This window comes from Paraburkholderia ginsengiterrae, assembly GCF_001645125.1.
Classification (GTDB): Bacteria; Pseudomonadota; Gammaproteobacteria; order Burkholderiales; family Burkholderiaceae; genus Paraburkholderia; species Paraburkholderia ginsengiterrae.
This window is the reverse complement of the sequence record NZ_LXKA01000364.1, coordinates 1-20,316: the sequence shown is the minus strand read 5'-3', so window position 1 is coordinate 20,316 and position 20,316 is coordinate 1. Positions and strand designations below refer to the sequence as shown.

General features: G+C 59.7%; 19 protein-coding genes and 1 pseudogene. 6 read left to right on the top strand and 14 right to left on the bottom strand.

Features of this window, described 5'->3' with window-relative positions:
* Positions 1-784 precede the first annotated feature (784 nt).
* A complete protein-coding gene (locus A6V37_RS34200; RefSeq protein ID WP_064270287.1) occupies positions 785-2,023 on the top strand; it encodes a hypothetical protein in 1,239 nt (412 codons plus the stop codon).
* A gap of 68 nt (positions 2,024-2,091) precedes the next feature.
* Positions 2,092-2,216, top strand: a pseudogene (locus A6V37_RS42665) (alanine--glyoxylate aminotransferase family protein); the annotation flags it as partial.
* Between the two features lie 453 nt (positions 2,217-2,669).
* Here the strand turns inward: A6V37_RS42665 and A6V37_RS34195 are convergent.
* Positions 2,670-3,998, bottom strand: coding sequence for an MFS transporter (locus tag A6V37_RS34195; RefSeq protein ID WP_100249429.1), 1,329 nt, complete (start codon positions 3,996-3,998; stop codon positions 2,670-2,672).
* 140 nt (positions 3,999-4,138) lie between these two features.
* Here A6V37_RS34195 and A6V37_RS34190 point away from each other — a divergent pair, with 140 nt between their 5' ends.
* From A6V37_RS34190 to A6V37_RS34180, 3 genes are all read left to right on the top strand, one after another.
* Positions 4,139-4,861, top strand: coding sequence for a GntR family transcriptional regulator (locus A6V37_RS34190; RefSeq protein WP_064286808.1), 723 nt, complete (start codon positions 4,139-4,141; stop codon positions 4,859-4,861).
* A 62-nt stretch (positions 4,862-4,923) separates the two neighbouring features.
* Positions 4,924-6,219, top strand: a complete 1,296-nt coding sequence (locus A6V37_RS34185) for an MFS transporter (RefSeq protein ID WP_064270284.1) — start codon at positions 4,924-4,926, stop codon at positions 6,217-6,219.
* A gap of 52 nt (positions 6,220-6,271) precedes the next feature.
* Complete coding sequence (locus A6V37_RS34180; RefSeq protein ID WP_064270283.1) at positions 6,272-7,147, top strand: amidohydrolase family protein; 876 nt, start codon at positions 6,272-6,274, stop codon at positions 7,145-7,147.
* Positions 7,148-7,349: 202 nt separating this feature from the next.
* On the opposite strand, the gene A6V37_RS34175 is transcribed toward A6V37_RS34180, so the two are convergent.
* The 8 genes from A6V37_RS34175 to A6V37_RS34140 form a co-directional block, all read right to left on the bottom strand.
* Positions 7,350-8,351, bottom strand: coding sequence for an NADP-dependent oxidoreductase (locus A6V37_RS34175; RefSeq protein ID WP_064270282.1), 1,002 nt, complete (start codon positions 8,349-8,351; stop codon positions 7,350-7,352).
* Positions 8,352-8,569: 218 nt separating this feature from the next.
* Complete coding sequence (locus A6V37_RS41075; protein WP_157447925.1) at positions 8,570-8,719, bottom strand: hypothetical protein; 150 nt, start codon at positions 8,717-8,719, stop codon at positions 8,570-8,572.
* Positions 8,716-9,579, bottom strand: a complete 864-nt coding sequence (locus A6V37_RS34170; protein ID WP_064270293.1) for an alpha/beta fold hydrolase — start codon at positions 9,577-9,579, stop codon at positions 8,716-8,718. The genes A6V37_RS41075 and A6V37_RS34170 overlap by 4 nt, the downstream gene beginning before the upstream one ends.
* Before the next feature lie 238 nt (positions 9,580-9,817).
* Entirely contained in the window at positions 9,818-11,068 is a 1,251-nt protein-coding gene (locus tag A6V37_RS34165) for an NADH:flavin oxidoreductase/NADH oxidase family protein (RefSeq protein WP_100249428.1), read from the bottom strand.
* A gap of 92 nt (positions 11,069-11,160) precedes the next feature.
* Positions 11,161-11,559 carry a hypothetical protein gene (locus A6V37_RS34160; protein WP_064270292.1) on the bottom strand — a complete coding sequence of 133 codons (399 nt, stop codon included), beginning with the start codon at positions 11,557-11,559 and terminating at the stop codon, positions 11,161-11,163.
* Between the two features lie 53 nt (positions 11,560-11,612).
* The gene (locus A6V37_RS34155; protein WP_242665892.1) at positions 11,613-12,422 is read right to left on the bottom strand and encodes an alpha/beta fold hydrolase; all 810 of its coding nucleotides are present in this window, start codon (positions 12,420-12,422) and stop codon (positions 11,613-11,615) included.
* 352 nt (positions 12,423-12,774) lie between these two features.
* A complete protein-coding gene (locus A6V37_RS34145; protein ID WP_064270279.1) occupies positions 12,775-13,563 on the bottom strand; it encodes an SDR family NAD(P)-dependent oxidoreductase in 789 nt (262 codons plus the stop codon).
* Positions 13,564-13,633: 70 nt separating this feature from the next.
* A complete protein-coding gene (locus A6V37_RS34140; protein WP_064270278.1) occupies positions 13,634-14,728 on the bottom strand; it encodes an alkene reductase in 1,095 nt (364 codons plus the stop codon).
* Positions 14,729-14,862: 134 nt separating this feature from the next.
* Here A6V37_RS34140 and A6V37_RS34135 point away from each other — a divergent pair, with 134 nt between their 5' ends.
* Positions 14,863-15,462, top strand: a complete 600-nt coding sequence (locus A6V37_RS34135) for a TetR/AcrR family transcriptional regulator (protein WP_064270277.1) — start codon at positions 14,863-14,865, stop codon at positions 15,460-15,462.
* A 221-nt stretch (positions 15,463-15,683) separates the two neighbouring features.
* Here A6V37_RS34135 and A6V37_RS34130 read toward each other — a convergent pair whose 3' ends face one another.
* From A6V37_RS34130 to A6V37_RS34110, 5 genes are all read right to left on the bottom strand, one after another.
* The gene (locus A6V37_RS34130) at positions 15,684-16,184 is read right to left on the bottom strand and encodes a DUF2147 domain-containing protein (protein WP_064270291.1); all 501 of its coding nucleotides are present in this window, start codon (positions 16,182-16,184) and stop codon (positions 15,684-15,686) included.
* 180 nt (positions 16,185-16,364) lie between these two features.
* Positions 16,365-17,090 (bottom strand): OmpW/AlkL family protein, encoded by a 726-nt coding sequence (locus tag A6V37_RS34125; protein ID WP_064270276.1) that lies wholly within the window; start codon positions 17,088-17,090, stop codon positions 16,365-16,367.
* Between the two features lie 77 nt (positions 17,091-17,167).
* Entirely contained in the window at positions 17,168-17,446 is a 279-nt protein-coding gene (locus A6V37_RS34120) for a hypothetical protein (protein WP_131799914.1), read from the bottom strand.
* Positions 17,447-17,602: 156 nt separating this feature from the next.
* Positions 17,603-19,309 (bottom strand): GMC oxidoreductase, encoded by a 1,707-nt coding sequence (locus A6V37_RS34115; protein WP_244174070.1) that lies wholly within the window; start codon positions 19,307-19,309, stop codon positions 17,603-17,605.
* Between the two features lie 155 nt (positions 19,310-19,464).
* Complete coding sequence (locus A6V37_RS34110) at positions 19,465-20,265, bottom strand: NADP-dependent oxidoreductase (protein ID WP_064286806.1); 801 nt, start codon at positions 20,263-20,265, stop codon at positions 19,465-19,467.
* Positions 20,266-20,316: the final 51 nt, after the last annotated feature.

Sequence of the window (20,316 nt, the reverse complement as noted above, 5' to 3'; positions counted from 1 at the left end):
GAGATGAAATACGTGTTTGCCCAGGTCAATTCCAATCAGTGTCACGTCGTGCATGATGGCCTCCTCGGAGGTGGGAAATTCCCCTAAGCGTAGATGCCCTGAGGACGGGGGCGACCATCTCATTAGTAGAGGCGTTTCGGAAGTGAAAGTCGCACTGCCTGACGGCCATTCGCGCACCCGCTCGGCCTGATCGAGGTGATCGTCCGAATCGTCCCAATTCTGGCGGTTTGCTTAAGAAAGCTTCAGTAGATCAATGGCTTGCATATCTCGCAACTGGCTGCCATTCGGAGACCGGCAGATGCCTGCTGCATAACCTTTTGAGCCCCGCCACCGACAGAATTGGCATGGAAGGCGCAATTACCAGAGCTAAGCTGCAGAGCGCCCGCTAGGTATGGAATGCGGCGTCCAAAGGCGGCTTTGATGTGTTTGCTCGGGCGGTTAAATTCGCCAATCGTTGGGTATTGCGACCGATATTTCAGGCGTTAAACATCTGGTGTGATATTAAATTCGCCGAAAAGTTAGTCGCGAGTGTGCGTGATCGCACAGAATGCGTAATTTTCTTTCACGGCCGGACGCAACATGACTATGCTGAATGCGATGTTCTCGTAAAAATCGAAAACTTACAAACTGTCGCTCTACTCGTCCCTCGAAGCGGGGCGAGTGTCCGAGTACGAGTCGCGACTACGCGCGCTATGTAACGTGTCGTCGTTGACCCTTGCTATTCAGGTCGGAGTCCATCATGGTGACAGCTATGATTAACTCGATAACGCTAGGATAGACTTCAATGCGTGCTATCGAATTGTTTTTTAGAGCGGTACCCCCGAGCATATTCGCCAGCATCGCATTTTCTCTTGTATTTGTGCTTTTCGACGCCACAATTAAGGCAATCGTTCGCCTTCTCAACACGTTATACAACGAGCTAGAATCCCCCAATACGGATGTTCATGGTGCTCGACAGCATATAGTGTTCACACTGGCTCATATGCTTGGAGGTGCGCTATCTGGTGGAGTAGCGGTCGTGCAATGGATGCGCGGGAGGGGAAAAGGCGCTGTGATTCTCCCGTTGCGACGAGGGGATGGTTACGAAGAGGAACCGCAGGAAACAAAGAGTTCCCGGTTGAAAATTAACTTACAGTTGTCGAGAATATTTTTTCTCAAAATAAAAATATCAGAAATCTACGCGACTTTCAAGTGCTACAAAAATCATTATTTGCAAAACTGGCAATCTTTGTCGGCATTGCTTGCCGTCGTTCTGTTGGTTTTGTACGTGCAAATTCTTAACTCACGCTTGGCCGTGCTTAGGGAGGTTAGAATATCAGTTGTCACAAAATTGCCTTTTTGTGACAAATTTGGTTATATTCCAAGCGTGCGAGGCCCCGAGCTATCTGAATATTCCTGCATTAGAGAGATCAATAAGGCGGTGACTCAGATTGAAATGGCAGCGCAGACCTTGAATGCGCGCTTTGAAGTCGCACTTGGACTTTTGACGGCTGGCGTAGTGATTCTGATGTTGTTGCTTCCGCATATTTGCTATCGTTTAGGGAAGCGTAGGGAGCGACCATTCGAAGTGCTAAGTCGGGAGATATTCGTAAACCGTACTCAAACCATGATGCTAGGCTTGCTTCTCATCGCACCGATATTTGCCTGGTTCTTCTTGCACGCAGAAACACCGTTGATTGAAGCAGGAGACACCATAGCTGAAATTGGAGCCGCGTTTATTAGCCCAATATCTTTTGACGCGGAACAGAGCTTGCGGGTGCTTACGTCATATATGTCGGAAGAAAACGTCGATATTCTGAAAAAATTAACCCTGGAAGTCAATCATATCAGCAGTGCGCTTCATATAATGGCGGCAATGAGCGCGGTAGTGTTGGTGGTGTTATTTGAAATAATAAAAAATTCGTTCATTAAGCCTATGTTAGCAAAAGGAATGCTTGGTTACATGTCAAAAGATTACCATTCCTTGAAAATGCAATATAAACGTGAAAATCAAATTGTAAGAAATGAGAGAGAGTCGGAATAAATTTGTGCACGCACCACCGTCCAGCTGCGAGACAGGGCAAGACCTGCAAAATGTCATTAAATCGCAGAGCACCACAAAAGGAGCGGAGCGCGTCACCCTGCTGCGCACTGGTCATGCTTAGCCCTCCTGCTCGCGAAAGGATCGACGTAACGTCAGTACCAGCTTCGCTTGCGATCTTCGCAAATGGCTGCGGCGCGCTCCGCCAGCGACGACCAGCACGGCGCCAGCCATGTACAAACGGCCTGCGCGGGTAGCACCCGCCGCACGGCGGATACCACTTCTTCCTCGAAGTGACGACGGACAACGGCCAGTGCCGAGGGATCCGCAAACGGCAACGCCCCTGCGCGCCCCAGTTCCCGGGTCGGCACGCGTAGACCGTATTGAATCTGTCAACGATGCGACAATGAAATTGTCAATTCGTGGCGCAAATGCGCTTCAAGTCCGCCTCTGCCTTGCCCCCATAGGGGCTCGACGGCTGCGAAATAATTTTGTCAATTTCGAAGCCACGCAACACCTACTATGACTGCGAGTTTTCGGTCGACCGCAGGCTGGCAGCGGCCAGATCCGGTCACCGAGTTGACCGGAAGCTCGGTCTCCTCCGCTTTAACACACGCCTGCCGGTCTTCAACCGTTCGGCGGCGGGTGCTTACTGCCGCGCCGCTACCCGCACGCGCTCGCCCGCTCCGCTTCGCGCCGACGCGATCGACATGCCCAGGCCAAGCAACGTCAGGCAAACGACGGGCACCAGCATCGGGGCGCTCGCGTTGCCTGCGACCTTCCCGATGTAAGGCATCAGGTTCTGCGCAAAGAAGCCTCCGAGATTGCCAATCGAATTGATCGCCGCGATGCTCGCTGCAGCGCGAGCGCCTGTGAAGTATCGCGGAGGCAGCGACCAGAAGCACGGATAGAGCAGCGGAATGCATGCCCCGCCCAGCACGAGCGCGGCAAATTGCAGCGGCAGACCCGGCAGCACGAGACTTAGCCCGAAGCCGATCACACCGACGCCCGCCACCATCGCCATCGCCCTGAGTACCACGCCCTCGCGTTTCAGCTTCGCGGGCAGCCACAGCAGAAGCAGCGCGGAGAGCATCCACGGAATCATGTTGAGCAGGCCGTTGAGCGACGAATGCGAGATACCGCCACTTTTCAGCAGCGTCGGCAACCAGTACGTCACGCCGTAGAGCGACGTGGACATCAGCATATAGCCGCACGCGAACATCAGCACGCGTTTGTCGACGAGCGCCCGCCACGGATGCCCTGCGGCGGCTTCCACCGGTGCCTCGCGCCGGAGTGCGGCGATCATCAGGCTTTTCTCTTCGTTCGACAGGAACGGCGCGCTTTCGACGGACTCAGGCAGGAAACGCAATGCCACGAGTGCGATGAGGACGGCGGGTATCCCCGTTGCCACGAACACCCATTGCCAGCCGGCGAGCCCAAGATTGCCGTCCAGCGACAACAGCAAGCCACCCGCGAGTGAGCCGAGCATGTTGGCGAGCGCACTGCCGAGTGTAAAGAAGCCAAGCATGCGAGTGCGATGACTCTGCGGAAACCAGAGTGTCAGGTAGAAGATTACGCCCGGATAGAAGCCGGCTTCCGCGACACCCAGTGCGAACCGGAACACATAGAAGAGCCCCGTTGAATGCGTAAATGCCATCGCCACGGTAATGGCGCCCCAGGTCGCCATGATGCGCGCGAGCCACAGGCGCGCGCCGAAGCGATGCAGTGCAAGCGTGCTCGGCACCTCGAACAGCAGGTAGCCGATAAAGAAGAGCGACGCGCCCAGACCATACGACGCTTCCGTCATCCCTAGTGCATGCAACATCTGCAGCTTCGCAAAGCCGACGTTCTGCCGGTCGATAAAGGCGATCAGGAACATCACGATCAAAAGCGGCATGAGCCGCCAGGCGACCTTCTTCACGACAGCCTGCTCGGCAATCAGGGTTTGGCTCACAATGAGTCTCCGTTCATAATTCATATATATGTTTAGTTGAATCTGTTTTGGTAACAATGGGTGAAAACCCGTTACCCCTTAATATATGGATATTTACGGGTTACCCCCAATCCACCGTCGGACACGATCATGTAATCATATATATGAATTTGATGGAGGCAAGAATGCACGCCGATGACCGGTTGCCCCGCTACCAGCGGTTGCGCGACGAAATGATTGCCCTGATCGCGGCCCGCCATTGGCGGCCGGGTGAAGCGATTCCCACCGAGCAGGCGCTCGCCCAAAGCTACGACGTGGCTGTCGGGACGGTGCGCAAGGCCGTCGATCTTCTCGTCGCGGAAGGCCTCCTTGAGCGCTTCCAGGGCAGAGGAACATTCGTGCGCCGTGCGAGCTTCGACAGCTCTCTGTTTCGCTTCTTCCGCTTCCAGACGCGGCAAGGCGAACGGCGCATTCCGGAGAGCCGCATCTTGCGCCGCGAGGTCGTCGACGCGCCGTCGGCTGTCGCCGCGACCTTGCAGATTTCGAGTAGCGCGCGCGTGATCCAGATGTCGCGTCTGCGGCTGATCGACGGTGTGCCGATGCTCGCCGAAGAAATCTGGCTGCCCTACGTACGTTTTGCCGCGTTTGCGCAGATGGACCTGAACGAAGTCGGTGACTTGCTCTACCCCGTGTACGAGGCGCAGTGCAATCAGGTGGTGGCGTCTGCCACGGAAACACTGACCGTCGAAGCCATTGGCCCGTTGCATGCACGGTTGTTACACATTGAGCCTGGGACGCCCGCTGTCGTGATCGAGCGTCTTGCGTACGGCTACGACAGGCAGCCGCTCGAATGGCGCCGCTCACGAGGGCCGGCCAGCGAATTCATCTACCAGGCCGAGATCCGCTAGCGATCGGGCGCCCCTCAGAAGTACGTTGTTCTCAAGCAGGAACGACGACCCAGGAGACAGCAATGTTCAGGTGGTTCAGCGAAATTTCAGGCAACGAACGCCGGACGTTCTGGGCGTGCTTCGGCGGATGGGCGCTTGATTCGCTCGATGTGCAGATGTTCAGTCTCGTGATTCCGGCGATCATCGCCGAATGGTCGATCAGCCGCACGCAAGCAGGGTTCGTCAGCGGCGTCACGCTGGTGGCGTCGGCGCTGGGTGGCTGGATCGCGGGAATGATGTCAGACCGGCTGGGGCGTGTGAAGACGCTGCAATGGACGGTCGCGTTTTTTTCCGTGTTCACATTCCTGTGCGCGTTCGCGCAGACCTATCCGCAATTTCTCGTGCTGAAGACGTTGCAGGGGTTTGGCTTCGGTGGAGAATGGGCGGCGGGCGCCGTGCTGATGGCCGAGACGATCCGCAACGAGCATCGCGGCAAGGCGATGGGCAGCGTGCAGAGCGCATGGGCCGTCGGCTGGGGCGCAGCAGTGCTGCTCTATGCGTTGATGTTCTCGCTGTTGCCTGGAGACACCGCGTGGCGCGTGATGTTCGGGGTTGGTATTGCCCCCGCGCTGCTCATTCTGTACGTTCGGCGCGGAGTGCAGGAGCCCGCCGCGCCGTCCCACCCGGTGCGCGGTGCGCAAGCACGTAAGGACGAGCCGGCGCCTGACCTGGTTGTCGGCATCTTTTCTCCGCAAGTGTTGCGCATGACGCTGATTGGTGCACTGCTCGGCGTCGGCGCGCATGGCGGTTACTACGCGCTGATGACCTGGCTGCCGACGTTTTTGAAGAGCGAGCGCCATCTGTCGGTGTTAAGTACGGGCGGCTACCTCGCTGTCGTGATCGTCGCGTTCTTTTGCGGGTGCCTCGTGAGTGCGCAACTGCTGGATCGCATCGGACGCCGCAAAACCATTCTCACGTTTGCAATCTGCTGCGTGATAACGGTGATCGCCTATCTGTTTCTTCCGCTCGGCAATACCGCAATGCTGTTCTTCGGATTTCCGCTAGGCTTTTTCGCAGCAGGCATTCCGGCAAGCATGGGCGCGCTGTTCAACGAACTGTATCCGCGCGGAATGCGCGGTACGGGCGTCGGGTTTTGCTACAACTTCGGTCGCGTCGTATCTGCGGGATTTCCGGTGCTCGTCGGGCATATGTCCACGAATATGTCGCTCGGAACGGCGATCGGCATCGATGCAGGACTCGCCTACGCGATTGTCATACTGTCCGTGCTGATGCTGCCTGAGACACGCGGCCGCGCACTAGGCGAAGCTATGCTTGATTCGGAACACACAGGCGCGCTTTCTCACGCGCAAAGGCATTGACGCGCGGGGCACTCGCCCATAACCGCGCAAGACTGGTGATGAAGGAATGTTCATGATGGAGAAGTCGGGGACAGACGCGAGCCTTCGGCAGGCGGCGCATCGTCCGGCCCGCATTGCATCTGTCGATACCCATGCTCATGTTTTCGAGCGCGGCTTGCCGCTCGCTCAGCAGCGCCGCTATGCGCCCGACTACGACGCCCCACTCGACGCATACCTTGCGCAACTGGACGTGCACGGCGTATCGCACGGCGTGCTTGTGCAGCCCAGCTTTCTCGGCACCGATTGCAGCTATATGCTTGATGCGCTGCGACGTGCGCCGGAGCGGTTGCGCGGTGTCGCGGTGATCGAGCGTGATTGCCAGATCGGCACACTGACGGAGATGGCGAATGCCGGCGTTGTCGGGATTCGGCTGAACTTGATCGGGCATGCCGATCTGTCGCTCGACCGATGGGTGAGTGCGCAAACGCTCGCACATGTTCGCGACCTGAAATGGCATGTCGAAGTGCATGCGGAAGCTGCCCGCCTGCAGGGCATCGTCGGACCGCTTCTGGAAGCTGGCATGAATGTCGTCGTCGATCATTTCGGCAGGCCCGATGCCGATATCGGTGTACGTGACGTAGGCTTCCGCCACCTTCTTGAACTGGCTCACACGCAGCGTGTGTGGGTGAAGGTATCGGCGGCGTACCGGAACCGCCGGCAGCCTCGCCCAGATGACAATGATGTGCATGAGGCATTTCGCCGTCTAAGAGCGGCCTTCGGCGTGAATCGCCTGATATGGGGCAGCGACTGGCCTCATACACAGTTTGAAGTGGACGAGGATTTTGCCCACGCGCTTGAACTCCTGCACGCGCTGCTTCCAGTTGAAGAAGAGCGCAGCGCGGTATTGGCGGACACACCTGCAAGACTTTACAGGTTCGAGGATGCGTGATTTGCCTGTTCAGTTGAACGGCTGGCTAATCGAAAAACCTGCCGGCCATCCGAACAGCCGCTAACTTATCTACGCCAATCCGACCGCTCCTCAAATGAAAACCAGATGTTCTCGAAACATCATTCATCGATGACGTTTTTTTTGAGGTGCTTGCAGCTCGTTGACGAGCTGCGTGTGCATCCACACTCATGCGTTTGGCAATTCACTTGATCTGGACGACGACTTTGCCCTTGGCGCGTCCTTGGGCCAGGTAGTCAAGCGCTTCTTTCGCCTGCTCGAATGGGAACACCTTGTCAATCACTGGCCGGACGCGTTCTGACTTGAGGAGATCGCCAATTTCGGTGAGTTGGTCGCCATCGGGACGCACGAACAGAAACGAGTATGTGACGTCTCGCTTTCTTGCAAGGCGCATGATCTTGCGACTCATCAACGCAAACACCAACTCCAGAACAAAGTTCAGCCGTCGTGCACGTGCGAACGCCGCGTCCAGCGGACCGATGAGAGAGACAATCTTGCCCCCTCGCTGGAGGATGTCGATGGTTTTCTCAATCGTCTCGCCTCTGAGCGTGCCGAGCACCACGTCATAGCTGCGCAGCACTTTCTCGAATTCCTGCTTCTTATAGTCGACTACCTCGTCTGCGCCCAGTCTTTTCACCAGTTGGACATTGCCGGTGCTGGTGGTCGTTCCGACCATGGCGCCAAAGTGCTTTGCCAATTGGATCGCAAATGTGCCAATACCGCCGGCCCCCGCAGGGATGAACACCTTCTGACCCGCCCGAAGGCCGGTTCGCTCCTTCAATGCTTGCCACGAGGTGAGCCCGACCATCGGAATGGAGGCGGCCTGCACAAAGTCGAGATTTGCCGGCTTTAGTGCCGCAACGCTTTCCGGCACCACCGCGAATTCGGCAATTGAACCTCTGCCAAGATCGAAGAGGCTCGCGAAGATAGCATCGCCTGGCTTGAAACGTGTCACGCGGCTGCCGACTTCAATCACCACGCCGGCAATATCGCTGCCCAGCGTGGCAGGCAATTGGAACTTCAGGACGGGTTTGAACGTTCCCGTCGGAATCATGTTGTCGATCGGGTTCAACCCTGCGGCGTGAACCTGGACCAGCAGGTCGTCGGGCTTTAGCGTTGGGCGGGGAACTTCGGAGAACCCGATCTCGGGGGATTTGCCATAGCGTTTGAATGTGAGTGCTTTCATGCTGTTCTAACTCCAAAGTTGGGTAAAAGAGGTGGCACGTTCCGGACGAAATTCTTCTCATGCCCAAAGGCCCACCACCTCGCTGGTGGTGCGGCGCGCTTCCAGCAGGCAACGCGTTTCAGCGGCCCGCGAGAGCGGCAGCACAGGTTTGCGTTTGCAGCACCATCCTGCAGGACAGGGCCAGCCCAACGAGTCAGGTCGGCGTGGACTGGATCAGCTCAAGAAAGGCCAACCCGGCCGAGCGGAGCCAATACCTTGAATGCCTCGGCGACGTCGAACGCGGTGTAGTCCACCAATGCATCCGCGCCGAGTCCCGCGATACGGACACCGCGAATCTTTGCCGTCGGGCTGGACTTTTTGCGGCTCACTCCGCCAGAAACACCAACGCCCTGGATACGAAGTCGGCGTGATACTGAAAGATGCCCCCGTGGCCAGCGTCTTCGTAGATAACGAGCTGCACCTGGTGAATGCGGCGTGCCATGTCGCGGCTCAGCGCGGTGGGCACCATAATGTCGTTGTCTCCATTCGCGATCAAGACCGGCATCTGCAGACGAGCCAGATCCTGCGGCGCTTGCCGGCCCCAGGCTTTGATTGCCTCGAGTTGCCGCAGAAGTCCGCGGGGTGTAGGACCCTTGTCGCGGCCGGTCTTACGCTCTTTCAGTCTTTTCAGGAAGGCGCTTGCGGCCTTCCGGCCGTTGGTCGTAGAGGTAAAGAACATATAGGCCTTGGGATCGCGCAGCGTCAGCAGTCCCTTGAGCATCAGCGGCCAAGACACTGCACCGACGCGATCGATGCCCTGGCCGCCAGCAGGACCTGAGCCAGTGACGATGAGCTTGTGCACAAGGCTCGGCGCTTTCAGCGCTACGTCCTGCGCTACGAAGCCGCCGAGCGAAAAGCCAAGCAGGTTGACCTGATCGAAACCCAGCGCACGGATCAGCGCGATGGTATCGCGCGCCATCTCGTCCACGGTCACCGGCGCGGTGCCGCCGGACGAACCAATTCCGCGGTAGTCAACGGCGATGATGCGATGTCGGCGAGCCAGGCCATCGACGATCCGCGGGTCGAAGTTGTCCAGCACTGCGCCCCAGTGGTTGAGCATGATCAAGGGCATGTCCGTGCGCGGGCCGAGATCTCGATAGGCGAAGGCAGTTCCCCCGGCATTGATCGAGAGGTTCGGCGCATGGATGTAGGACGTGCCCGATTCATTGCCCGGGTCGGAACTGTTCATCGTTTTCTCCTGCGTGTGGCCATCGGGCGTTGACATCGACAACGGTACGGCCCCAAACCTGGGCGTCATCGCGTTCTTGTAGTTCACCATCGAATAGTCGATCGCGACGGTGACGTTACCCGGCATCAGGTTGGCCTCGTCGAAATCGGTCAGTGGGGTGGGCTTCCCCGGATTGGGGTGCGGAAGTTTCATATGGCGTTCATCAGCGACGATGTCCTGGATCGCGAGCGCTTCGTGCTCAATTGCGAGCGCGAAGGCGCCGCGTGCGAAAAGTACCCCAGCCGCTTTTGAACGCAGATTTCAAGAACGCTGAGAGGCCGCTCTCGCCGGGACGAGGCTCTCCGCCCCTTGCAATCTGTTTGAGCTGGCGGGTGTACCACAGCACCTCCATGATCCCCATGCGATCGACAGCTTTGAGGCCGGTGCTGATCGGACGAACCTGCTGCCGGCTGTCAAGGCCTTGCAGCAAGGCTGCTGGCGCGTCGGGATCGATCGCCAGCAGCCGCGCCAGACCCACGATATCCATCGCGCGGGAGCGCAGAGCGGCGTTCATGCCGGCCGCCGTGCGGAAACCGCCGGTGACCATCAGCGGCACCTTGACCGCCGTGCGGACCTTCTCGGCAAATTCGAGGAAGTAGGCTTCGCGAGCCACGGTGGAGACCTTCTTCGGCTCCCCCATCACACCGCTCATGGCCGGTGCCTCATAAGTGCCGCCGGAGATCTCGATCATGTCGATGCCCGCATCGGCCAGTGCGCGGATCGTCTCGATCGACTCCTCTTCGGTGAAGCCTCCGCGCTGGAAGTCAGCCGAGTTGAGCTTGATTCCCACCGGGAAGTCCGGACCGACCTGGCGGCGGATTTCCGAATAGACGGCCAGCGCGAACCGCCGCCGCTTCTCGGGGCTGCCCCCCCATTCGTCGCTGCGGCGGTTGTGGTGCGGGGAGAGGAATTGGCTGACCAGGTAGCCGTGCGCGCCATGGATCTCCACACCGCTGAACCCGGCCTTCTTGCAGACGGCGGCACTGCGCCCGAACCGCCCGATGATGTCCTGGATCTCTGATGGGGATGCCTCGCGCGGCGTCTCGAAGAACGCAGTCATGTCCTCGCGGAAAGGAACAGCCGAGGGCGCAAGGTTGAAGGCATTCAAACCCTTGGTCGACTGTTTGCCCGGATGGTTGAGCTGTGCCCAGATGGCCGCCCCTTGCCCAGTTGCCGCTTGCGCCCATTGCTGCAGGACAGGCAAGTCGGCCTCATTCTCGATCACGACATTGCCAGGCTCGCCCAAGGCGCGGCGATCGATCATCACGTTGCCCGTCATGATCAGTCCCAGGCCCGAGGCGGCCCAACGCCGGTACAGTTTCACCAGATCTGTGGTTGGGCGATTGTCATAGGTGCCCAACGTCTCGCTCATGGCTGCCTTGGCGAGCCGATTGCGCAGAATGCTGCCATTGGGCAGGCGCAACGGCTGGTTCAACAGGTCTGCTTTCATCGGTGTCTCATTCATGGCGAACGGCTCGACTCTCTCGTGAGCATTCTGGTTGGACTACCTGATTTGGCTGCTCGAAGCAACCAACCGGCGAATCAGAACGCGGTGCGGTCATAAGGGGACACGACTTTCGGTGGCTGCAGGAATGCTGTGAGGCCCTGGAACCACATTACCTCCAGGAAATCGCCGCTGATGGTCAAGTCTTTGCTGCCCAGGCCCCGCAGGAAGGCAGCCTGGCTGTCCTTGGCGGACAGGATTTCGAAGCCTGCCGCAGCATTCCTGAAGCCCAGGGTGAACTGTGGATTCCCCGTCAGCCCGGCCAAAGATCGGATGGCGCCATCGCGGATAACGAAGTACCGGCCGACGCCGGAGACCGTACGGATCTGAAACACCAGGCTCTTGCCCGCGATATAACGCGCGCAGTCGGGATTGCTCCTGATCTGTCGTTTCAGGAGATGGCTGAACGCCCATAGCAGGAGCTTGAACTTGAACATGGCGAGGGACTCTGGATGCTGGATCGTGAATGGGGCGATGAGTGCAGCAGCTGTCACTCGCTCAGAAACCGCACCGCCTGGTGCAGAAAGCGCTGCGGGCACTGGAACTGCGCGGCGTGACCGCAGTCCGGGTAGATGAACAACTGCGCGTTCGGCAGGTTGCGAGCCATATAAAACGAGTTGACGGTAGGGATCATCACGTCGTTCACGCCATTGAGTATGAAGGTGGGTTGCTGGATCTTGCGCAGGTAGGCAAACGGGTCGTCTTTCGACAGCCTGGGCAGGTACAGCATGTTGGCCTCGATCTGCGCCCTGGCGACCTCCTGTGAGGACGGCGGGTCCTGGTCGACGCGCTGATGACGGCGGTGCCAGAATTCGCGCGCGCGTTGCTCGGCTTGAGCCGATCGGCCGAAAAAGAGGTACAGGAAGTCTTCAAAGACGGGCACCGGCCGGGGGGCCGTGGTCAGCACTTGCGGTTCCATGTCGGGATCGCCGCCGCGAGGGCCGGTGCCCAGAAGCATCAGCTTGCGCACCAGATCGGGATGGCGCCAGGTCAAGTCCAGCGCCTGGAAGCCCCCCAGCGAGAAGCCCAAAACATCGATTTGCTGCAAGCCCAGCGCGCGAACGAAGGCTGCTGCGTCATCGGCCATGTCCTCGATGCGCGTGCGTGGCGTACCCGTTGACGAAGCTATGCCGCGGCCGTTGTAGAGAATGACTTCGCGGCCTTCGGCGAGACCATCCGTCATTAACGGATCCCAGTGATCCATCCCGCCGCGGAAATGCTGCAGAAGTAATAAAGGCGGCAGCGAAGAATCGGCGCTACCCCAGCGGCGGTAGGCGAATCGCGAACCGCCGACATCCACGAAGCGCGTGGGCGCGGTGTTATGGGTGTAAGTCATGTGGTTACCTGTAGAGGGGAATATCCCAGTGCTGGGCTGGCTGCAGGAGCCCCCCCATTCACCGCGCCAGAAATACGAGCGCTTTCGGCACGAAGTCCACGCGACCGGCGGACATAGTCTGCGTGGAGACGGCCCTCCACTTTGCCCCGAGCAGCGCGGATACAACGGTCGGATTGTCGGCAGCTGCAATTGCATCGCTGGCCACAGCGAACGGTGCAACAAACGCCGTGCAAAGCGCGATGAGGCACAGAGTGGTTCTTCGCAGAGACGGCATGGTGTGGGTCTTCGAATAAGGCTGAGATCGAAACCGTCAGGATCAGGCTTGTGGCCGATAGCGCTCGGCCGCATTCGCTTGCCGAATATCCGAAATCAGCCCTTGGCGCGCACCATCCAGTGCTTCCCAGCGCCCGGCCACGTGCAGCGGCGGGATCGTGATCAGCTCGCGGCGATCAAAGCCAACCAATGCCGCATCGACCAGTTCGTCGACATCCATCACCTCGGTGAGCGTGTTGACGTCAATGCCGGCACGCTCCCAGATCTCCGTGCGCGTTGCTGCCGGCAGGACCGCCTGCACGTAGACGCCTTTGGGCGACAACTCAAGGCTCAGGCCCTGTGAAAGGAAAAGCGCGAAGGCCTTGGTCGCGCCGTAGATCGACATGCCAAACTCGGGGGCAAAACCCACCACCGAGCCAATGTTGACGATTGCGCCTCCACCGGACTGCACGAAGCGCGGAGCGACCGCGGCGGCAAGTCGCGTCAACGCCGTAGTGTTGAGTGCGACGATGCGCTCGATGCTCTCGGCGGTCTGCTGCAAGAAGCCACCCGACTGGGCGATGCCGGCGTTGTTAATCAGAATGCCGATGCGCGAGTCATCGCGCAGGCGGGCTTCAACGGCAGCGAGATCGGCTTGCTGCGTCAGGTCGGCCTGAAGCACATCAATTGCAACCTTGTTCTCGTCGCTCAGGCGCGCAGCGAGCGCTTCCAGCCGCGACTTGTCGCGGGCGACCAGCACGAGGTCATGGCCACGCTGCGCGAAGCGGTCGGCGTAGGTTGCGCCGATGCCGGTAGAAGCACCGGTAATGAGGGCGGTGGGACAGGTGGTCATATCGATGTTCTCCTGGAGTGCATGGACCACAACGCGCGATGGCATAGCGTGTGGTCCGGCGTGATGGCTTTTACTGGGTGCCGGCATCAGCCAGCGTCGGGTAGTCGGTGTAGCCAGCGGCACCACCGCCATAGAGCAAGGCAGGATTTAGGGGAGCCAACGACGCACCCGCCTCCAGGCGCTCCACCAGATCAGGATTACTGATAAACAGGCGGCCGAAGGCGAACATGTCCGCCCTGCCCTCGTTGAGATGACTGGTCGCCAGATCCCGGTCATAGCCGTTGTTGGCCAGGTAGGCCTGCCCGAAGCGGCTACGCAGCGCGTCGTAGTCGAACGGCGCCACATCGCGTGGGCCGCCGGTGGCGCCTTCGACCACGTGCAGGTAGACGATGCCCAGTGCGTTGAGCCGCTCGGCGATGTAGTCGTATTGCGACTGCGGATCGCTGCAGGAGATCCCATTGGCCGGCGACACCGGCGAGACGCGCACGCCGGTGCGCACCGCACCGATTTCCTTCGTCACGGCGGTAACGACTTCCAGCAACAGGCGTGCGCGGTTCTCGATCGATCCACCGTAGGCATCTGTGCGCTGGTTGGCGCCATCCTTGATGAATTGCTCCAGCAAGTAACCGTTGGCACCGTGGATTTCCACGCCGTCGAAGCCGGCAGCCATCGCGTTGGCTGCGGCACGACGGAAGTCGTCAACGATGCCCGGCAGTTCATCGAGTTCGAGCGCGCGCGGCTCGGATACGTCGGCAAAGCCGTTGTTGACGAAGGTCTTTGTCGCGGCGCGGATGGACGAAGGCGCGACAGGCGCGGCCCCGCCCGGCTGTAGGTCTACGTGCGACACGCGGCCCACATGCCACAACTGCACGAAGATGTGCCCGCCCTTGGCATGCACGGCGTCGGTGACCGTGCGCCAACCCGCGATTTGCTCGGGCGTATACAGGCCTGGGGTGTCCTGATAGCCCTGAGCCTGGGCAGACACCTGGGTAGCCTCGGTGATGATCAGGCCAGCCGAAGCGCGCTGGGCGTAGTAGGTCAAGGCCAGCTCGTTGGGCACCAGCCCGGCGCCCGCGCGGTTGCGGGTCAGCGGCGCCATGACGATGCGATTGGCCAGCGACAGGTCACCCAGAGCGTACGGTTCAAAAAGCGTCTTCTCGGTCATGTTAATCAGCTTTCAGTATCGGGAATTGCATCAATGATGACGATCATAATCTAACGTGTCAAGACTTTGATGATGCTCGACATCAATGTATAGTGAGGCTTTCATACACGGCACCAACCCACAGTGGTCAAGAAATGAAGGTCACCAAGGCACAGGCGCAGGCCAACCGGGCGCACGTTGTAGAGACGGCGTCCACACTGTTTCGTGAGCGGGGCTACGATGGGGTTGGCGTTGCCGATCTTATGGCTGCCGCGGGATTCACCCACGGCGGCTTTTACAAGCAATTCCGCTCCAAGGCCGATCTGATGGCGGAATCTGCGGCCTGTGGCATCGCGCAGACTGCGGCGCTGACCGCTGGCGTCGACATGTCAGAGGTCGTGCGGCTTTACCTCTCGCGCGAGCACCGCGACGCCCGCGCAACCGGCTGCACGATGGCCGCGTTGGGCGGCGATGCCGCGCGTCAACCGGAAGCAGTCCGGGCCACGTTTGCAACCGGCATCGAGAGCCTGCTGGCTGCGCTCGGCCGTGAGGGCCCTTCGGTGGACGGTGCAGACTCAGGTCAGGCGCGAACCAGGTCACTCGACATACTGGCGCACGCGGTTGGCGCCATTGTCATGTCCCGCGCCTGCCCGGACGATTCGCCGCTGGCCGACGAAATCCTGGCTGTTTGCCGTGAAGCGATCCTCGCGTCACTGCCCTCCGCAACAGCAAGCGCACCACCGGCTGATATCTGACACTCAGCCACTGGCCAGTGAAGGCTGGCAGCGAAACCGCCAACCTGCCCGCGAGAACGAAGCAAGTGCCCAAATGCGTGGGCACTGCCGGCCTAAAGAAGGCTCCGATGGCGAGGGCCGCGCCCGAGCGGATTTTCGGTAGACTCGTTCCCGCATCTCCGAACTCACTCGAGCAGCCCTTTATGTGCAATTGCGGCGTTGCGCGCGCTGCGCGATAAAAGTCAGTTCCGCGCCGATGCCCCGGTGACATCGTTATGGCGGGTCCAAATCTGGGAGCGGCCAAGCAACGAGATGCCTATATAGCCACGTACGACGAGTTTCTGCCCCCCGGCCTCAAGATGCATCTTGCAGCTGTACTCCTTGCCATTCAAGGGATCGAGGATTTTTCCGCCATCCCATTCGTCATTGTCCCGTTTCATCTCCTTGACGATCGTCATGCCCTCGATCTTCTGATCCTTGCGTTCGTCCGTACATTCCGTGCAGCGGCGCTCGGGCGAGTTGTTCCCGGCGAGCCCGCTGACGATCTTGCCGCTGAGCGTGCCGTCGCCGTTCTGAACAATCTGCACGAGCGCTGTGGGCTCGTGTGTGCGATCGTCGATCGTCTGCCAAACACCAACCGGCGTGCCTGAGGTATCGGCAAGCGCCGCCGTCGCGCCCACAAGCAGTGCGCCTGCGATCGTTGCGCTTACCCACATGTGCTTGACGGTACGACGCACGGTCATACCGGAATAGTGCAAAAAATGCATATATCGTTGTCCTTTCGGTTAATTGAATGGGCTGTCGCTTCTTTCGCGCGGCGGCATTTCGTTGGCCATGCCTCGCGTCTTTTCTGAATTGGACCGGACGTGTGAGGTCCGAATATCTCTCGGTCGATTCCCGGCGTTATGGGGAGTGCAATAGCGTCAAAATTTATACGCAACGGACACGAACGAAATGATGGGATCGAGCTTGAGCTTCGTGCTGCTGGTGACAGTTCCCAGTTTCGACTGCGTCGTCAGCGTCGCACGGGTGGACAGCCACATATACGCAAGCGAAGCATCGACCGCCCAATGTTTGGTGATGTTGTAGGTGAACCCCGCATTGATCACCGGTGCAAACGAGCTGCTCAACTTGGCGCTGGTCGGCCCCGTTAGTGCGTTTCCAAATGTCGGCGTATACAGAAAGGCGCCGTTGGCGGTTGCCGGTTCGAGTTTCGCTCCGCTAAACCAGACATAAGACGCGCCCGCGCCTACGTAGGGTCGAAGGTTACTCGTGGCATCGTTGAAAAAGTACTTCAGAAGTAGCGCTGGACTCCACTCGTACGCTGAGCCGATCTGGCCTAGTGAACTGAGTGATCCCGTGCCAGTCAGCCTGAACTTCGGCGGTATTCCAAGCACAGCAGTACTGGCAATGTGATCGGTAATAAAGTACGTACCGGTGAGCCCCAACGAATCCGCATTGTCAACTGATGCGCCGGTGCCGGCCGCCGTCACGGTGGTGCCGAGTGCATTGACCGTAAGCGGCTTGCTGGACTCCTGAAGCGCAAAGTGAAGCCAGCCGACGTTCGCGACGAAGTCCCCCGCGCTTTGCGCATGGGTGGCCGTGCTTATCAGCGCGGCGGCAACTGCAAATACTCCTTTCTGCAACATCCTGTCTCCTCCGGTTCTACGTGTATAGGTGATGAAATGAAACTGCAGAACAACTACGTGGTCGGCCGCCGCGCGCACTATCGAAGGCGCGCCGTGACGTCGCAAATGTCCTCGATGAAGCGCCCTCCAGTCGAGCCCCCTGCAATACGACTGCCTTCTGCGGTGAAGCCCTCGCCCAGGGTGCCAAACAGCCCTCGATAACTTTCGATGACCTCATCCAGTGACTCGCACGCAGGCGGGTCGTAATGGCGCACTATGCGGTGCGTTCCGGATTCGCTCGTGCGATATACCGTGATCTGGTGATAGTTGCCCGCTGCAATCGCCTGCGCGATAGAGCGTCCCTCCTTGAACATCATTACCTCCTGTGTACGGTTCCAAGCGGACAGGGCCGATGTTTTGGGTTAGCACCGACACGACCGCGCGCCTTGACACAAAGCAGGAAGCTGCTGCGGTCACCAGACGGAAGTGTCGTAATGGGCTAGCGATTGCGCTGAAAGTCGATTCCCACGCCGCTAGCGAAGCTCATGCAAAACCGCCCCATCCCAACGCGCGGTGTGGCCCCTGGTGCGAGGCTGCAGTTGCGCCATGTCAGCCGTCGGAATCTGCGCCATTGCATACTCGGCGAGCGCCGTGATCGTCAGTGCCGGATTGACTCCGGGATTCGCAGGCATAGCGGCGCCGTCGCACACCAGCAGGTTCCGGTATCCAAAAACGCGCAGATACGGATCGACCACGCCGCTCGCAGAATTGGCGCCGATGACGGCGCCGCCCAGCACGTGGGCGGTGGTCGGAATGTTGAGCAGCGCTTCGAGCACGTTGCTTTGGGCTATGCCGCCCGTATGCCCGGCCAGCCACTGCGCCGCCCGGTTGGCGTCGTCGATGTACGTCGGATTCGGCTTGTCGCGATTCTGCTCAGTGGCGAGTCGGTATCCGCGGCGCAACCAACGTTTCCTCGCACGCAGCGCGATCGCGTTGTCTAACGCCTGCATGACCAGCAGCATCACCACGCGCTGGCTCCAGCCCACCGGCCATAACGTCGTGAGCCACCGCACCGGGTGCAGCGCGATGCTGCCCAGCCACTTGAGCGGCCGCGTCAGGCGGTTGCCCTTGCCGACTAACACCGTGTAGAGCATGCTCACGAAGTCTGCGTTGCGGCCGTAGGTGAGGAACTCGATGTGCGTATCCGAATTGACGTGCACGCTTGAACTAGCGGTTACATCGTTCCAGGTTTTGCGGTCTTCGGGCAGGCGCACAGTCAGGATCGATTCGCTGTTGGTGCGCACCAGTTCGCCGAGGCGGTCGCTCACCGCAGGCAGCGACCCTCCATGCTTGCAGTTGGCCAGCAGTTCGTTGGTGCCGAGCGACCCGCCGGCGAACACCACGCCGCGCGCGGTGTGGATCTGTCTGTCGCGAGCGAACCACGCCCCGGGACGCTGCGTGACTACACGGTAGCCCTCACTACCGTCGGGAGCACCGAACGGGGTCACGTCAATGACCTCGCGTTCCGCCAGGATCTGCACGCCGCGCTTTTCGGCGAACCACAGGTAGTTCTTCAACAACGAGTTCACTGCGCCGACGCGACAGCCGACGAGGCAGGCACCGCAACGCGTGCAGCCGGTGCGGTCGGGACCTTCACCACCGAAATAAGGGTCCTTGACTGTCTTGCCTGGCTCGCCGAAGAACACCCCACAGGGTGCGCGGGCAATTGTCTCTGCAGCCCCGAAGTGTTGCGCCATTTCCCGGGCCAGTTGCTGGTTGGGCGAATCGAATGGCACCGTCTTCACGCCGAGCATGTGCTCCGCCATATCGTAGTGCGGCCGCAGCAGTTTGTCCCAGTTGCCAAGCGCGCGCCACTGCGGGTCCTCGAAGAACTCTGGCTTGGCGCGGTACAGGACGCCGCCGTACACGGTACTGCCCCCACCGACCGCATTCTGAGTGGGAGTAAAGATGTGCCGAAATAGCGCCATGCGCATGATGCCCTTCAAGCCCAGCGCCGGTGCCCACAAATACCTGCCGAACTGCCAGGCCGATCTGGGGAGGTCCTCATCACGATAGCGCCGGCCACGCTCGACTACACCGACGTGATAACCCTTCTCCGCGAGACGCAGCGCGGAGACGCTGCCGCCGAAGCCTGAGCCGATAACCAGCCAGTCAAAGTCGAAAGCAGTGCTTGCCATATTAAATTCCCATTCCTGTGCATTCCGTCGGAGCGTCGTCATGCGCGGGCATCTCGATGTTCCTGCGCATCGGAAGCGCGCAGATCTGCTCAGAATTGCAAAGCCTATTGGTTAAACAAATCCACATCTCTTTAATGTAATTAGTACTACTAATTTACTGGGACGTTCATCATCAGGTTCGTCAGCAAGATCCAAGGTCAGTCATCCCTCATCTGGATAACGACTTTTCCGCGTGCTTTGCCTTCCTCAGCCCGAGCGATGGCCTGCCGTGCCTGGTCAAAAGGAAAAACGCTGTCCACGAGCGGACGGACGACTCCGCTCTCAAGCATGGGATTGAGGCTCTCGAGCTGCGGCCCATCAGCACGCATGAACCAATAGCGGTACTGCGCGCCAACCCGCCCGGCCGCGGCATGCGGCCGCGCACCCATGGCCCAGAACACCGGCCACAGCAAGCGGTTAACATTCAGAGCGCGCGCCAGAGACACGTCCGGCCCGTCCGCGATCGACACCACAGTGCCTCCCGGCTTAACGCACTGGAAGCTGCGCAGGAGATTGGACATCCCGACAGAATCCAGGACAGCGTCCATGTTCCGCACTTCGCGTTCGAAGCGCTGCGCCTTCCGGTCAATTACCGTATCCGCTCCCAGACCTTTAACGAACTTGATATTCCCGCTACTGGCCGTACTGACTACTCTCAAGCCAAGGTGCTTCGCGAGCTGGATGGCTACGCTGCCCACCGCGCCTGCCCCCGCATGAATCAGGACCGATTGACCGGGCTTCAAGGCTGCGGCCTCCGTCAGGAACTGCGCCGCGGTGAGCAGTACCAGTGGCAACGAGGCAGCCTCGACATGCGAGAGCGCATCCGGTTTGCGAGCCACGGTCGTTTCGTCGGCAACAACCTCCGTCGAAAAAGTTCCGATCCGGTCTTTTTCGACACGCGTGTAGACCAAATCGCCCGCCCGACAAAGGCTCACTTCCTGACCCACCTCGATCAACACCCCTGAGCCTGTCTCTTATACACATCTGCCGCTGCCCAAGAGACACGCGCA

Bases quoted from the DNA above. Each gene is read 5' to 3' on its own strand.
- A6V37_RS34200 (WP_064270287.1), top strand. From the start codon at position 785: ATGCGTGCTATCGAATTGTTTTTTAGAGCGGTACCCCCGAGCATATTC.
- A6V37_RS34195 (WP_100249429.1), bottom strand. From the start codon at position 3,998: ATGAATTATGAACGGAGACTCATTGTGAGCCAAACCCTGATTGCCGAG.
- A6V37_RS34190 (WP_064286808.1), top strand. From the start codon at position 4,139: ATGCACGCCGATGACCGGTTGCCCCGCTACCAGCGGTTGCGCGACGAA.
- A6V37_RS34185 (WP_064270284.1), top strand. From the start codon at position 4,924: ATGTTCAGGTGGTTCAGCGAAATTTCAGGCAACGAACGCCGGACGTTC.
- A6V37_RS34180 (WP_064270283.1), top strand. From the start codon at position 6,272: ATGATGGAGAAGTCGGGGACAGACGCGAGCCTTCGGCAGGCGGCGCAT.
- A6V37_RS34175 (WP_064270282.1), bottom strand. From the start codon at position 8,351: ATGAAAGCACTCACATTCAAACGCTATGGCAAATCCCCCGAGATCGGG.
- A6V37_RS34170 (WP_064270293.1), bottom strand. From the start codon at position 9,579: ATGAACAGTTCCGACCCGGGCAATGAATCGGGCACGTCCTACATCCAT.
- A6V37_RS34165 (WP_100249428.1), bottom strand. From the start codon at position 11,068: ATGAAAGCAGACCTGTTGAACCAGCCGTTGCGCCTGCCCAATGGCAGC.
- A6V37_RS34160 (WP_064270292.1), bottom strand. From the start codon at position 11,559: ATGTTCAAGTTCAAGCTCCTGCTATGGGCGTTCAGCCATCTCCTGAAA.
- A6V37_RS34145 (WP_064270279.1), bottom strand. From the start codon at position 13,563: ATGACCACCTGTCCCACCGCCCTCATTACCGGTGCTTCTACCGGCATC.
- A6V37_RS34140 (WP_064270278.1), bottom strand. From the start codon at position 14,728: ATGACCGAGAAGACGCTTTTTGAACCGTACGCTCTGGGTGACCTGTCG.
- A6V37_RS34135 (WP_064270277.1), top strand. From the start codon at position 14,863: ATGAAGGTCACCAAGGCACAGGCGCAGGCCAACCGGGCGCACGTTGTA.
- A6V37_RS34130 (WP_064270291.1), bottom strand. From the start codon at position 16,184: ATGACCGTGCGTCGTACCGTCAAGCACATGTGGGTAAGCGCAACGATC.
- A6V37_RS34125 (WP_064270276.1), bottom strand. From the start codon at position 17,090: ATGTTGCAGAAAGGAGTATTTGCAGTTGCCGCCGCGCTGATAAGCACG.
- A6V37_RS34120 (WP_131799914.1), bottom strand. From the start codon at position 17,446: ATGATGTTCAAGGAGGGACGCTCTATCGCGCAGGCGATTGCAGCGGGC.
- A6V37_RS34115 (WP_244174070.1), bottom strand. From the start codon at position 19,309: ATGACGACGCTCCGACGGAATGCACAGGAATGGGAATTTAATATGGCA.